At 47.0% G+C, this 12,790-nt stretch carries 14 protein-coding genes and 1 pseudogene; 8 read left to right on the forward strand and 7 right to left on the reverse strand.

Annotated elements, in window-relative coordinates; translation table 11 throughout:
- Positions 1–109: 109 nt before the first annotated feature.
- The 5 genes from R7Q39_RS28530 (at position 110) to R7Q39_RS28550 (ending at position 2,985) form a co-directional block, all read left to right on the forward strand.
- Complete coding sequence (locus R7Q39_RS28530) at positions 110–625, forward strand: GNAT family N-acetyltransferase (protein ID WP_047102513.1); 516 nt, start codon at positions 110–112, stop codon at positions 623–625.
- A 9-nt stretch (positions 626–634) separates the two neighbouring features.
- Complete coding sequence (locus R7Q39_RS28535) at positions 635–1,366, forward strand: glucose 1-dehydrogenase (RefSeq protein WP_005383319.1); 732 nt, start codon at positions 635–637, stop codon at positions 1,364–1,366.
- Between the two features lies 1 nt (position 1,367).
- Positions 1,368–1,838, forward strand: coding sequence for a GNAT family N-acetyltransferase (locus R7Q39_RS28540; RefSeq protein ID WP_047102512.1), 471 nt, complete (start codon positions 1,368–1,370; stop codon positions 1,836–1,838).
- A 118-nt stretch (positions 1,839–1,956) separates the two neighbouring features.
- On the forward strand, positions 1,957–2,424 hold the full coding sequence (locus tag R7Q39_RS28545) for an HAD family hydrolase (RefSeq protein ID WP_047102511.1): 468 nt from the start codon (positions 1,957–1,959) through the stop codon (positions 2,422–2,424).
- Between the two features lie 33 nt (positions 2,425–2,457).
- Positions 2,458–2,985: a GNAT family N-acetyltransferase gene (locus R7Q39_RS28550; RefSeq protein WP_047102510.1), complete on the forward strand. Its 528-nt coding sequence runs from the start codon at positions 2,458–2,460 to the stop codon at positions 2,983–2,985.
- Positions 2,986–3,022: 37 nt separating this feature from the next.
- Here R7Q39_RS28550 and R7Q39_RS28555 read toward each other — a convergent pair whose 3' ends face one another.
- From R7Q39_RS28555 to R7Q39_RS28565, 3 genes are all read right to left on the reverse strand, one after another.
- Positions 3,023–3,613 (reverse strand): type II secretion system protein, encoded by a 591-nt coding sequence (locus R7Q39_RS28555; RefSeq protein ID WP_254901939.1) that lies wholly within the window; start codon positions 3,611–3,613, stop codon positions 3,023–3,025.
- A 153-nt stretch (positions 3,614–3,766) separates the two neighbouring features.
- Positions 3,767–4,054, reverse strand: a complete 288-nt coding sequence (locus R7Q39_RS28560) for a hypothetical protein (protein ID WP_005374318.1) — start codon at positions 4,052–4,054, stop codon at positions 3,767–3,769.
- 66 nt (positions 4,055–4,120) lie between these two features.
- Positions 4,121–5,020 (reverse strand): DMT family transporter, encoded by a 900-nt coding sequence (locus tag R7Q39_RS28565; protein WP_047102508.1) that lies wholly within the window; start codon positions 5,018–5,020, stop codon positions 4,121–4,123.
- A gap of 92 nt (positions 5,021–5,112) precedes the next feature.
- Here R7Q39_RS28565 and R7Q39_RS28570 point away from each other — a divergent pair, with 92 nt between their 5' ends.
- Positions 5,113–6,549 (forward strand): PLP-dependent aminotransferase family protein, encoded by a 1,437-nt coding sequence (locus R7Q39_RS28570; RefSeq protein ID WP_005383306.1) that lies wholly within the window; start codon positions 5,113–5,115, stop codon positions 6,547–6,549.
- Between the two features lie 95 nt (positions 6,550–6,644).
- Here R7Q39_RS28570 and R7Q39_RS28575 read toward each other — a convergent pair whose 3' ends face one another.
- The 3 genes from R7Q39_RS28575 to R7Q39_RS28585 form a co-directional block, all read right to left on the reverse strand.
- Positions 6,645–7,781 carry a glycerate kinase gene (locus R7Q39_RS28575; protein ID WP_042522351.1) on the reverse strand — a complete coding sequence of 379 codons (1,137 nt, stop codon included), beginning with the start codon at positions 7,779–7,781 and terminating at the stop codon, positions 6,645–6,647.
- Between the two features lie 16 nt (positions 7,782–7,797).
- Complete coding sequence (locus tag R7Q39_RS28580) at positions 7,798–9,150, reverse strand: GntP family permease (RefSeq protein WP_318077170.1); 1,353 nt, start codon at positions 9,148–9,150, stop codon at positions 7,798–7,800.
- Between the two features lie 158 nt (positions 9,151–9,308).
- Positions 9,309–10,451: a sugar diacid recognition domain-containing protein gene (locus R7Q39_RS28585; RefSeq protein WP_005374330.1), complete on the reverse strand. Its 1,143-nt coding sequence runs from the start codon at positions 10,449–10,451 to the stop codon at positions 9,309–9,311.
- Positions 10,452–10,685: 234 nt separating this feature from the next.
- Here R7Q39_RS28585 and R7Q39_RS28590 point away from each other — a divergent pair, with 234 nt between their 5' ends.
- Positions 10,686–10,859 carry a hypothetical protein gene (locus tag R7Q39_RS28590; RefSeq protein ID WP_005374332.1) on the forward strand — a complete coding sequence of 58 codons (174 nt, stop codon included), beginning with the start codon at positions 10,686–10,688 and terminating at the stop codon, positions 10,857–10,859.
- A gap of 69 nt (positions 10,860–10,928) precedes the next feature.
- On the opposite strand, the gene R7Q39_RS28595 is transcribed toward R7Q39_RS28590, so the two are convergent.
- A complete protein-coding gene (locus R7Q39_RS28595; protein ID WP_042522348.1) occupies positions 10,929–11,291 on the reverse strand; it encodes a hypothetical protein in 363 nt (120 codons plus the stop codon).
- A gap of 276 nt (positions 11,292–11,567) precedes the next feature.
- On the opposite strand from R7Q39_RS28595, the pseudogene R7Q39_RS28600 reads away from it, so the two are divergent.
- A pseudogene (locus tag R7Q39_RS28600) lies at positions 11,568–12,713 on the forward strand (M3 family metallopeptidase); the annotation flags it as partial.
- Between the last annotated feature and the right edge of the window lie 77 nt (positions 12,714–12,790).

The raw sequence follows: 12,790 nt of genomic DNA on the forward strand, positions 1-12,790 counted from the left end.
GCCTAGCCAACTATTCACCACATAAATCACTTTTATGAATGCAACTATTTGATTAAACAGATAAGAGGATGAGAGACTGAATCTCCACATTGATGCAGTAAGGACACGCATGTCAGTTTATATCGAGACGCACAGAAGCCAATTAAGACCCATCAAAGCCAGTGACTGGGAACTCTTTCAACGATTACTTTCCGAACAAGAGGTTATTGCGCTCTGTTTCGATCGTCCCAGCGAAACAGAAATAAGAGAAAAATTTGCTTCGCGATTATTACCATGGACCCCAAATAGCCAGCATTGGCTTTGCCTTGTAATACTCAATAAGCAATCAGAACAACCCATCGGCATCACTGGCTTTGCTATTGAAAACGGTAAGGCAGAGGTAGGTTACTTACTTTTGCCGGAATTTCATGGCCAACAGTTTGGAACAGAAACTCTTCAAGCGCTTCTATACTGGGCAACCTCGACACATAACATCAACCACTTTTCCGCGACGGTCACTGAAGGCAATATTGCGTCAGAGCGTGTCCTGATAAAATGTGGTTTCGAACTCATTGAGGTCATTCCAGACGCATACCAAATTGGTGGCAAACCCTACGCCGATAAAATCTACTCACTACAAAAATAAGGACGTATTTTGAATAAAGTAGTCATCATTACCGGCGCAAGCCGAGGCATTGGAGCCGCAGCGGCGAAAAAGCTGGCCGAGCAAGGCTATCGCGTTTGCGTTAATTACCGCACTCAGCAAGAGGCCGCCGACCAAGTTGTGGCAGAAATACAAGCAAACGGTGGCAAAGCGATTGCCATCGCCGCAGACGTAGCCGATGAGAAGCAAGTGCTCTCCTTGTTTGATGAAACAGAACGTGAATTTGGTGCAGTGACGCACTTGGTCAACAACGTTGGCATCCTATTTACTCAATCGCCTTTGTCAGAAATCAGCTTGGAACGCTTTCAGAAAGTAATGAACACCAATGTGAATAGCTGTTTTCTCTGCTGTCGAGAAGCGGCGAAGCGATTCAGTGCAGGCGGTGCAATTGTGAATGTCTCCTCTGGAGCGTCGCGCTCAGGCGCGCCATTTGAGTATGTCGATTACGCCACATCAAAAGGCGCGATGGATACCTTAACTAAAGGGCTCTCGCTAGAGTTGGCAGAGCGCAATATTCGCGTCAATGGCGTTCGACCTGGTTTCATTTACACTGATATGCATGCCGACGGCGGAGAACCAAACCGAGTAGATAGACTCAGCCCTCAAATTCCTCTTAAACGCGGTGGCACGGTAGAAGAAGTGGCAAATGCGATCGCTTGGCTATTAAGTGACGAAGCCTCTTATGTCACAGGATCATTTATCGATATTGCAGGGGGCAGATAGAATGCAAGTCCATATCCGACAAGCGATTCCCGATGATTTAGACGGAATTTTTCAGCTTAATTTTCAAATTAATTCACTGCATTTTGCGAATGCGCCAGAAGCCTTTGTTGCGCCTTCAGAAGCTGACCGTGAATTTCTTGCACAAGCACTAGAGAACAAAGAGCGACTCTTTTTGATTGCCGAACGCGAACAGCAAATTCTCGGCTTCTTAACCGCGATGATCACCCAAAACGACACCATCAGTTTTCTGATCAAAGACCCAATTTGTCGCGTGGGAACAATTGTTGTCGATGAAGCGCAAAAGCAGCAAGGAATCGGCCGCCAACTGCTCCAAGCCTGTGAGCAATGGGCGCGCGATGCCAATGCCACACAAGTTCGATTGGAAGTGATGGAATTCAATCAGCCAGCACAGCGCTTTTACGATAATCAAGGTTTTAAAACTAACTCACGCATTATGCTGAAACATTTGTAACGATAACGACAATTAAGCGCTTTTCACGACTAAACCCACCTAAATCGCATTTATCGATGCAATTTACCCCCTGATTTTAGAAAAAGACGATATGATGTGCGGATAAGGAGATTCGAACATGATTTATCTTTTCGATTGGGGGAACACCTTGATGGTAGATTTCCCTCACGCACAAGGAAAAATGTGCGATTGGGAACACGTAGAAGCAGTTCCTCAAGCCAGAGAAACACTGGCAATACTTTCCCAAAATCATCCCATCTACATTGCGACCAGTGCATCTGATTCCAACATGGAAGAGATTCAGCGTGCATTTGTTCGCGTCGACTTAGACCAATACTTAAATGGCTATTTTTGTTTTGCCAACCTCGGTATCGCTAAAAACCAACCTGAGTTTTATCTCGCCATCGCAAAACAGTTAGGGGTTAACGTAAGTGGAATAACCATGGTTGGCGATTTACCTCACAAAGATATTTACCCTGCGATGAAAGCGGGCGTAAACACAATTTGGTTTAACCCAACGGGCGCTGATGCACCAGCCGAAGCCATTCCTAACCAAATTCGTTGTTTATCTGAGCTTATCCCCTAACCGTTACTAACCTGCACTAATCAAGGAAGATGAATGCAAATCAGATCCATCAAGGTGAGCGATATCGCGCGCTTCACCGCGCTGTGGAATCGAGTGTACTCCGAAGGGGAATTTTTGATTTCTCCGGCACCCGATAACGCAACGCTTCGCAGAATCCTGCAACGTGTGGAAAACGAGTCCATCCCTCAGTTTGTCGCGTTTGACCGCCAAAAACTTATCGGTAGTGTTGAAATCTACCCAGCTGAGATGTGCGGTTACGAAAGAGGGCAACGCCTTCGCGTCGGTATTCTTGGTATTCACATCGACAAAAACTACCGAGGCAAAGGATTGGGGCGGAAACTATTGGCAGTCGCGATCGCACGTGGTTGGGAATTTGGTTACGACCAAATCGCACTCTACGTATACACAACCAACACACCAGCGATTGCTTTGTATGAACGGTTTGGATTTGAACATCAGGGAGAACTTGGGGAAGTGACCTTGCCAAATGGTAAAGTCTTGATGAGTCAAAAAATGATATTGTATAAAGCGCAAAGCCGTTCGAAAAGCCCAGATTTGTAGAGTCACGATAACCGTTGTTCGCAACACTTATTCGGGGTTAACACCCTTGCGTCACATGCCCTCGAACAATTGAATCGTTAGAGGCTTGATTCACGTAGTAGAAATAGCATGCTTCTTCTGCCAGTGTGTAACCTTGCGGCCAAATGTACACCACGCGATCAACACCCGATTTATCTAAGAACTGATAATCAGGAATAGCGACAAAATGAGCACTGTTTGGGTGCTGCTGACCGATGATGCAAAAATCACTGCCTTTGCACGGCACGTCAATTTTCGAATAACCTCTGGCTGGTAGATCGATTTCTAACAAAGCTCGAATACTATCGGCACTCGCTTCTGGCATGCCTTTGCGTGTTTTGACATGTCGGTCAATGTAGTGAACGTGCTCTTGGCCGTAAGCGTTATCAATCACAGCTTGAGCATGAAAGAATTTGAGAGCCGTACCCAAAGAAGACTGAGAACTGTGCAGCATCGCAGCGTATGCTTGGCGATGAATATCGAGTAGTACTGGTAAAGCAGCTAATGCGATGAAAGCCAAAGTGGTAAGCACTATGGTGATTTCCATCAGCGTAAATCCCTTTGATTTCACGTTTCTTATCTCAACTAGCCCAAGACAATAGCCCCACATCCATGTGAGACCGAGCCAATATATCGCCAATTTTTTACGATTAAAGACCCAAAGGGTAAGAAGAGACAAACACCACGCAAACTTGAGAACAGCACCCAAAGAGCAGTGTAACAAAACGACGCTATGTGTCAGATATTAGACGACTTTTACTCTCTAGTTACTGAGTAAAGGCACATTATTTCGCACCAGACCACGACGAACATTCGTGCACATTTTGCCAAAACGACGAATCTCATCGAACTGCGGAACAATGCCGCGCTCCATGGCTGACTCCCAATAAGTGACTTCTGAATCGACCATTTCCAACAATTTCTTCGGACAGCCAATGCACTGCCCTTCTGGTCCACATACAAACGTTTCTGGTTCATAAATTGGTAGTTCCGCTTTTACTTGCTCGATGATGCTACGCATGGCGGTCATTCGATCTGGCTTTACCTTCATCATTCTGCTCCACGGATTAAGATGAAGCAGATTGTACCCACTGGTACGCAAATGTCCCTACCCAATTTAGGTATATTCTGTTTGAATCGATTTCTTTATCGTCAGATCCGGCTTTTTAACCACCAAATACACCGCCGTAGCTGCCAGTACGAAACCAGAAATCCCCATCCAATCAAATGACTCTCCAAACGCGAGCCAAGCCTGAATCGCCGTCGTTGGCGGCACCAGGTAGAATACAGAAGCTACGCTCGATGCTGCACCGTTCTTAACCATGTACAACAGCAGTAGAATAGCTACACAAGAGAGCACGACGACCAACCACAACACAGTCAAAATAAACTCCAGTTCCCACTGCACTTGCATGGTTTCAAACTGCATCGCAACGGGCAGAAACATGATGAGCGCGGCCAAATATTGCACCGTCGCACCACCGACCATATCCACTTGTTGGCAATGTTTTTTCTGATAAAGCGTCCCTAGCGTGATACCAACCAAAGCCAATAAACACAAACCAATAGCCAGCACTTTATGCTGCTCGGATTGCCACTCCATTTTGCCCATCAACACCATAGCGATACCGACAAAACCAAGAGCCAAACCCAGCCATTGCGAGGGCTTAAACTCCTCACGAACAAACGCCACCAGCAAAGCCGCGGTTAAAATCGGTTGAATACCCACCAACAACGAACTCAACCCAGCAGGCATACCCAAGGCGATAGCGAAATAAGTACCGCCCAGATAGAAACCGTGGATCAACGCACCAACTACACAGCTGTGCCAAAAATCTTTTCCTGTCGGCAACCTTCTACGCAATACCGCCACAAGAACCAAAAACAGTAAGACATTGAATGCCATACGGATAGAAAGTAGTGTCGCTGGCTCGGCATATTGCAAACCAAAACGCGCACCAACGAATCCAGAAGCCCAAAGGATGACAAATACAAAAGGGATGGCTCGGATTAACATGATCGCCTCACTCACGCTTGTTTTATGTTTTGAGATACTGCTAATGTAATTAGGTACAGTGTTTTCAAAAAGTGACAGATGGAAGTGTTTTTATGGGTACAGATTTATTGGGAAGCGGTGAAGGGAATAAGTACCTCGTGGTGGAAAAACACCTCAAACAAGCCATCAATGGTGGCGTTTATCAGGCGGATGATCGACTGCCCTCCATTCGCTCGTTGAGCCAAGAATTAAACGTCAGTAAAAATACCGTGATTCGTGCGTATCAAGAGCTGGAAGCACAAAACTTGGTTTACTCGGTTCCCAAATCGGGTTATCGAGTTAAAGTCGCCTTGCCGACCTCTCGCTCAATTCCGGATCCGACTCGCGTGGATTTGCTCTCGATCTGCAAAGAAATCCTTACTTATCCTGAATACCAAGAGCGTTTGCCTACCGGTTCTGCCCACCCAAACATTGACTCCCCCGCGATCAAAAGCTTGTACGCCGAGATCGGCCGCCACAGCCGGCAGCAAACGCATGTACCGAGCCATTACCAATTACCACCCGGTGATCACCTCTTAATCAAACAACTAGCGAAAATCACACAAGATTTGGGCACGCCAGCCAAGTTGGATGAGATCATGGTGACGCACGGCGCGCAACAAGCCATTAGCCTAGCGCTGCGCGCAACGACACAAAAAGGCGATATCGTCGCGGTGGAGTCCCCTTGCTATTTTGGCAACTTATTGATGCTAGAATCACTCGGCCTCAAAGTGGTGGAAATTCCGAGTTGCCCACGCGACGGTATGTGCCCCGAAGCCTTAGCAAAAGCAATGGCGACATGGGACATAAAAGCGATCATCGTAACGCCAAACTTCACCAATCCAACTGGTGCCATGATGCCGCTAGAAAAGCGTCAACAATTACTATTGGCGTCCGGCAATATTCCTATTATCGAAGACGATGTGTTTGGCGGGTTAAGTTATGATAAGCCATTGCCAAGCTTGAGATTGCTCGATGACAAGCAACGCGTAATTTACGTGAATTCGTTATCCAAAACGCTCGATTCGCGTTTGAGAATTGGTTGGATGTTGGCGGGGCGATATCGAGACCAAATTGAACAATATCTACTGTGTGAGAACATGGGCAGTTTGAACCTGATGCAATCCGCCGTGGCAACGTTTCTAACGTCAGGCAAGTATCGAACGCATACTGCGCGAATGGGGCGGGTTTATCAAAACAACATGCGACGATTTATCCAGATGCTTCATCAATACTTGGATGAATACGAACCTCTAAAAAATCGATACCAGATCAACGCCGTACAAGGCTCGTTCTTACTTTGGTTGCGACTGCCCGAAGACACGGACAGCTATGCGTTGTATCAAGCATGCAATAAGCACAGAATCAGCCTACTTCCCGGCACCGTATTTGGCACTCAAGGGCAATATCGGCATTGCGTACGCCTCAGCGTGGCAAACTTTGGTCATGAAACCGATTGGAGTCAAGCGATGCAAACACTGGCAAAATTGATAGCAAAGCATGCCTGTTAACTCGCTCTTGCTAAATGAACTTATGCCTACACACGCAAACACGTAACAACAAAAAACTCCACGCAAAGGTGGAGTTTTTCATATCGTCATCGCCTTCAGTGCGACTTAATTTGCCACATTCTCGCGACGTTTTCGGCTAAGTTAGCAACGTTGACGTCGGCCTCTTTCATGGCCTCAGGTAAGCTCATCGCCCTTGGTACACAAGCAAACACCGCATCAATGCCGCACTCATAAACCGCCTGATAGTTGTCGCCCACACAGCCTGCTAATGCAATGACTGGTAAATTACACTGCTTGGCGACCTGAGCAACGCCCATCGGCGTTTTGCCATGTGCGGTTTGATGATCGATTCGACCCTCGCCTGTAAATACGATATCCGCATCCGCAACATGCTGAGCAAGTTTGACCGTTTCAAGCACAATCTCAATTCCCGGTTGCAAACGTGCTGGCGTGTACCCGAGCAAGGCCGCGCCCATACCACCAGCAGCACCCGCCCCTTCACGAGTCAGTACATGCTTACCCGTCGCTTGTTCCGTCAACTCGCCAAACTTGCGCAATGCGTTATCGAGCAGAGTGACGTCTGATACGGTCGCTCCCTTTTGCGGGCCAAAGATAGCCGACGCGCCTTTGTCACCACAGAGTGGGTTATCAACATCGCACGCTACCAACACTTCACAAGTTGCTAAACGAGGGTCAAGACCAGAAATATCGATGGACGCAAGCGCCGCTAACCCGCCTCCATTTGGGGTAATTGCATGACCAGACTCATCAAGAAACGCCACCCCCAACGCGGTCAACATGCCCACGCCACCATCATTGGTAGCGCTGCCGCCCAAACCAATGATTAAGCGTTGAATACCTCTATCTAGCGCGTGTTTGATCAGCTGTCCAGTACCAATGCTGCTGGTCAGTTTTGGGTCGCGAGCGTCACTCGGCACAAGGTGCAGCCCACTGGCCTCCGCCATTTCAATAACTGCGGTTTCGCCGTCGCCGAGGATGCCATAAAACGCTTCAACATCATTCCCTAATGGCGCGGTCACTGTTGTGAAGACTTGTTCGCCTTGAGTTGCATCTATCAAAGATTGAACCGTGCCTTCGCCACCGTCTGCGACCGGAACCGTAACAAACTCAGCATCATGCCATACGCGAGCAAGACCCGTTTTGATCGCCTCGCTCACTTGTTTGGCGGTTAAGCTTTCTTTAAATGAATCAGGTGCAATTACCACTTTCATACGTACTTCCAGAGACTTATAAGAGAACGAGGCTCAAAATGTACACCAATGCCATTGCCGTGACACCTTGAACGAGCGTAGCCATGGTTTGCGCGCGGTACGCTAAGCCCACCGACATGCGGCTAAACTGCGAAACTACCCAGAAGAAACTGTCGTTTGCATGAGAAACCGTCATCGCACCTGCACCGATCGCCATCACCGTTAATACGCGGCCCATTTCTGAATCGAGCCCCAATTGCGTAAGCATAGGCGCAACCAAAGTCGATGTGGTCACCAATGCAACCGTTGATGATCCTTGCGCCGACTTTAGCGCAGCCGCAACGATAAATGGCATGAAAATACCCACGCCCAGCGCCGATAGCGTCGTACCTAAGTATTCACCTAGCGGCGTGGCTTTTAATACCGCGCCAAATGCACCACCCGCACCGGTAATCAAAAGAATAGGCGCAGCAGCCGTAATACCTTGGCTGATTCGCTCGCCAAATTCTTCAATCTTGTTGTCTGATTTGAGTAGGCGAACAGAAAGGAACAGGCCAATCACCAATGCCGTTAGTGGCTGCCCTAAGAAAGTCAGAACATCAAACACAAAACCTTCGCCCAGCGGTAGGCTTGGGAATTTCGCGATAGAGCCAAAACAGATCAATAAGATAGGAACAAAAATAGGAGCGAATGCTTGGCTCGCCGTTGGCAATTTGCCGTAAGACGCTTTGAGTGCTTGCCAGTCTTGCTGAATTTCTTCTGCGGCTTCAATGCCATCTGGTTCAACATGTTGGAATCGGTTCGCCCACAACATCCCCGCTAACGCCGCAACCGCTGCAACAAACACACCCACACCAATCACTAAACCAAGGTTAGATTCCAGGCCTAAGTTACCCGCAGCGGCAATCGGGCCAGGAGTTGGCGGCACAAACGTGTGCGTTGCGTATAGGCCAGTTGCCAACGCCACACTCATCGCAACGCTTGAGGTTTTTAAACGCTTAGCGAGTGATTCTTTGAGCGAGTTCAGAATGACAAAGCCTGAATCACAAAATACTGGAACAGAAACGATGTAACCGATGATGCTCATGGTCAATGTTGGGAAACGCTCACCCAACACTTTGATGACCGTATCGGCCATGGTGATCGCCGCACCACTTTTTTCCAAAATAACACCAATGATGGTACCTAAAACGATAACCAAACCAATGTAACCAAGGATACCGCCAGAGCCAGAAGCAATGGTTTTGGCAATGCTATCTGCCGGTAATCCGTAAGCAAATGCCGCAAGAAACGCTGCGATGATCAGCGCTAAAAAGGGATGTAATTTGAATTTGGTGGTCGTGAGCACAATAAATGCGATCACCCCAAGCAGGATTAATATAAGGTTCATGATAACTCCATTTATTCTTATTTTGCTGAGCGAGTCCGTGTTGGCTCACTCAACATGTAGGGACGCATGAATTATTAATCGTTTGCTTTCGAATTCCTTTAGGCGGAGTGACAAATGATGTGGTCAAAAAATAACGCGTATTGTGCAAATGCACAACATCACGACATTTTTGAGAGCCGAGTCGCAATATAAAGCTCCGCTAACCCCACAAAATTGGTTGTTGGTAGCCCTGTTATCTCGGTGATTTTCTCTAACCGATAGCGCAGAGTGTTCCGGTGAATAAACAGCATTTTAGAGCATTCTGTTACATTGCCATTGCATTCAAACAGTGCATCTAGGGTTTTCAATAATTGCCCAGATTTGTCTTTCTCTTTCAACCGTTTCACACCATCAATAATTTGTTCACCTTGCCAAATATCCGCCAACGGCGCTAACAAAACAGGCAAACGAAGTTCATCGAACAGGTACTTACGTTTCTCTGGGTAGAACTGCTTGCCAATGGCTAATACCTGCTTCGCACTTTGGTATGACAACGCGACATCTTTAGGCTCATTAAACAGCTGCCCTAGCGCAATGTGAAACGTATGCGAATCGTGATCGCTTAAACGCGACATCAACTTATCAATGCGCTCACTTTCAACTTGGCTATCCCACTGCTTGGCGGAATGACACGGTTTCAACACCACAATTTCATTCACCGAGACAATCGCAACTAGGTTGTTACGCTCTGGGTATTCAAGCAGTTCAACAATATTGCGCACACTCTTCATGCTTTTTGAGGCCGACGGCGTCGAGACTTCAATCACCGTTGCCACCCGTGGTTGAGTAACATCGATAGAAAGACGCATCGCCCAATCTTTCAGCTCTTCATCGGTCAATTTCCCATTGATCCAAGCCAGAATAAACTCTTCGCGATGACGTCTGTCCCACTGAAATTTTTCCACCAGCGCGGCTTGCTCGATTGTCAATTCAGCGGTCATTTTAACCAGTTTGGCAAAATCTCGGATTTTCTCCGGCTCGCCTGTGACACCAACAATACCGACCACGTCACCATGCAATTTCAACAGCATATTGATACCGGGTTTGACACCCTGCAACGTCAAACATTGCTGCTCATTAAGCTCTAGCGAATCGCCATGATTCAGAGCCAGTACCGCGCCATCATGCACTTGCCCAACACGTTTAGGGTCGCCACTGCCAATGATGATGCCTGCCGAGTTCATCACATTCACATTGTGACCAATGATGGACATGGTTCGATCAACAATTTGTTGTGCTAAAGCGTGGTCGAGAATCACCATTTCGAGTTTCCAAATTGACCGTTTAATCACTCAATAAATCACAAATGGCAAACTATCGCGATGCTGCGGTTCTAAATAACGGAAGCAGCTCAAAGCATTATCCAATTACCCATATTTAAAAAGTGGATTAAACCTTCATTTTTAGCAGAGGGTTATATACTTAGAACAAAGGTTACCAATGCATTCTTCACTGTGCATTGATGCCACTCGTCTACCTACAGAGGAGAGATCAACATGGAGTTACGGAATAAATCGGGGGAAGTTGCAAATATTGCTGATAACCTCACTTTGAAGGAAATCACAGAAATGGGCTACACCGTAGATTTATGCGATGAAGCATTTGCCCCTGGAGAGCATTGGAAAGCGGAAGGTAAAACGCAAGGTATGGGCGAGTATCCAGAGGAGTAAACGTCCTGACTAACCAGCGCACAAAGCGCTCCACAAACAGAAAAGCCGAGCGACTTAACGCTCGGTTTTCTACTTTTGAACTTCTTGAATAAACAAGCCCATCTCTTCAAGATAATTGCCGTTTGAGCATCCCCAATCGGTGACTTCAATCAGCTCGGTAACTAACTGTCCAGATTCATCATTTTGTACTCGCTGCACAAACGCTTCAAAGCGTTCCAGTTGCGCCTGACTCTTAACGCCATGCACGGCATATTCTACAAGCAAGCCGTTGTACGTCTGCCAGCGCTGATCGCCAGCAACATCATTGCCTAAAATCACAGAACACTTTTGTTGAATGCTTTCAACCGCATCATTTCTTGGCGGCGCGACTGTGGAACATCCAACTAAAATCGTACCTACCGCCAATAACGTAACTTTTGTCTTATTTATCATATCGTTTCCAACTGTATCGCCACGATATGGAAATCTTATTACACCTGATAAGGATCATCGATAGCGCACCGCAGATTAATTACTTAATAAACTGTAAACTCCATACCAGTCTTAACACTGCAAGCTCATAACTCCTATTAACTCACCCAAATGTAAACAAATAGTAAAATCACCTTTACGCGATGCAAAATCGACAAATGAGATTAGCGTTCCTTTCTCGCGACCAAGCGTGCAATAATCAACTGTCTACATAACGAAACCATTTGAAGGATCAAAATGACCGCAACGGATTACCTCAACGACCTCAATCAACGTTACCTTGCGATTCACCGCACCAAAGAAGATTTCTTTTGGGAAACTTACATGGGGATCAGCGATGACCATGATGGCTCGACGCAAGCACAAACGGCATGGACAAGCTTTTTAAGCAACGCCGAGCAAATTACTGCCATCAAACAACAGCTTGAAGCCGCGGACTCAATTACCGACCCACAAGAGAAACAACAAACCATTACGGGTCTATCTGGTTGGCTGGCGATGTTTGAATCTCACGCTATCGAGGGCGAAAAAGCACAAGCGTTGAAAAATCAGCTCATTGCCTTTGAAGCTGAGCTCTTCGAGAAAAAACAGAACCACGTACAAACATTTACCGATGAGAACGGCGAGCAAGTAGAAGGTTCACTTCCAGTATTAAGCTCAACCATTCGCACTAGCAATCATGAAGAAGTTCGCCAATCGGCTCATCAAGCGTTGCTGAACCTTGAACAATGGCTACTGCGAAACGGCTTTATTGAACTGATCAAACTGCGCAACCAGTTCGCTCGCTCACTGGGTTATGCGACTTTCTTTGATTACTCCGTGCAAAAAACGGAAAAGATGAGCTCCGAGCAGCTATTCGAAATTTTGGAAGATTTCGAACAACGCACGCGAGATGCGCATCTAAACAGCTTAGAAAACTTGGCGAAAGAGAAAGGCGCAAGCGCACTAGCAGGCTACAACTTTGTTTACTCATTCGCGGGTAACGTTATGCGTGACCTTGACCCATACGTGCCGTTCTCAAAATCTCTGAGACGCTGGGTAGAATCATTTGGTCGCCTAAATATTGATTACTCTGGCGCGACGCTAACGCTGGATTTACTAGATCGCAAAGGTAAGTACCCGAATGGGTTCTGCCACGGCCCTATCCCTTCTTTCTATAATCAAGGCGAATGGGTCGCAGCGCAGGTGAACTTCACCAGTAATGCCAAACCAGACCAAGTGGGCAGCGGCTACGATGGCATTAACACGCTGTTCCACGAAGGTGGCCACGCAGCACACTTTGCGAACGTAAAAATGAACGCGCCTTGTTTCTCGCAGGAGTTTGCGCCGACGTCAATGGCTTATGCAGAAACTCAGTCGATGTTCTGTGATAGCCTGTTAACCCAGGGAAAATTCACGAACATGCCCATGTTTAAAGAGTTCGTGGCGCATTGAGTTCTCAATTTTCGAACTTCACTAGT

Origin of the sequence: Vibrio sp. 947, assembly GCF_033339115.1 — a bacterium.
In the GTDB taxonomy this organism is placed as follows: Bacteria; Pseudomonadota; Gammaproteobacteria; order Enterobacterales; family Vibrionaceae; genus Vibrio; species Vibrio alginolyticus.

Excerpts from the sequence above, each read along its gene's own strand:
- R7Q39_RS28555 (WP_254901939.1), bottom strand. The coding sequence starts at position 3,613 with ATGTGGGGCTATTGTCTTGGGCTAGTTGAGATAAGAAACGTGAAATCA.
- R7Q39_RS28550 (WP_047102510.1), top strand. The coding sequence starts at position 2,458 with ATGCAAATCAGATCCATCAAGGTGAGCGATATCGCGCGCTTCACCGCG.
- R7Q39_RS28585 (WP_005374330.1), bottom strand. The coding sequence starts at position 10,451 with ATGGTGATTCTCGACCACGCTTTAGCACAACAAATTGTTGATCGAACC.
- R7Q39_RS28540 (WP_047102512.1), top strand. The coding sequence starts at position 1,368 with ATGCAAGTCCATATCCGACAAGCGATTCCCGATGATTTAGACGGAATT.
- R7Q39_RS28545 (WP_047102511.1), top strand. The coding sequence starts at position 1,957 with ATGATTTATCTTTTCGATTGGGGGAACACCTTGATGGTAGATTTCCCT.
- R7Q39_RS28570 (WP_005383306.1), top strand. The coding sequence starts at position 5,113 with ATGGGTACAGATTTATTGGGAAGCGGTGAAGGGAATAAGTACCTCGTG.
- R7Q39_RS28530 (WP_047102513.1), top strand. The coding sequence starts at position 110 with ATGTCAGTTTATATCGAGACGCACAGAAGCCAATTAAGACCCATCAAA.
- R7Q39_RS28580 (WP_318077170.1), bottom strand. The coding sequence starts at position 9,150 with ATGAACCTTATATTAATCCTGCTTGGGGTGATCGCATTTATTGTGCTC.
- R7Q39_RS28560 (WP_005374318.1), bottom strand. The coding sequence starts at position 4,054 with ATGAAGGTAAAGCCAGATCGAATGACCGCCATGCGTAGCATCATCGAG.
- R7Q39_RS28565 (WP_047102508.1), bottom strand. The coding sequence starts at position 5,020 with ATGTTAATCCGAGCCATCCCTTTTGTATTTGTCATCCTTTGGGCTTCT.
- R7Q39_RS28575 (WP_042522351.1), bottom strand. The coding sequence starts at position 7,781 with ATGAAAGTGGTAATTGCACCTGATTCATTTAAAGAAAGCTTAACCGCC.
- R7Q39_RS28595 (WP_042522348.1), bottom strand. The coding sequence starts at position 11,291 with ATGATAAATAAGACAAAAGTTACGTTATTGGCGGTAGGTACGATTTTA.
- R7Q39_RS28590 (WP_005374332.1), top strand. The coding sequence starts at position 10,686 with ATGGAGTTACGGAATAAATCGGGGGAAGTTGCAAATATTGCTGATAAC.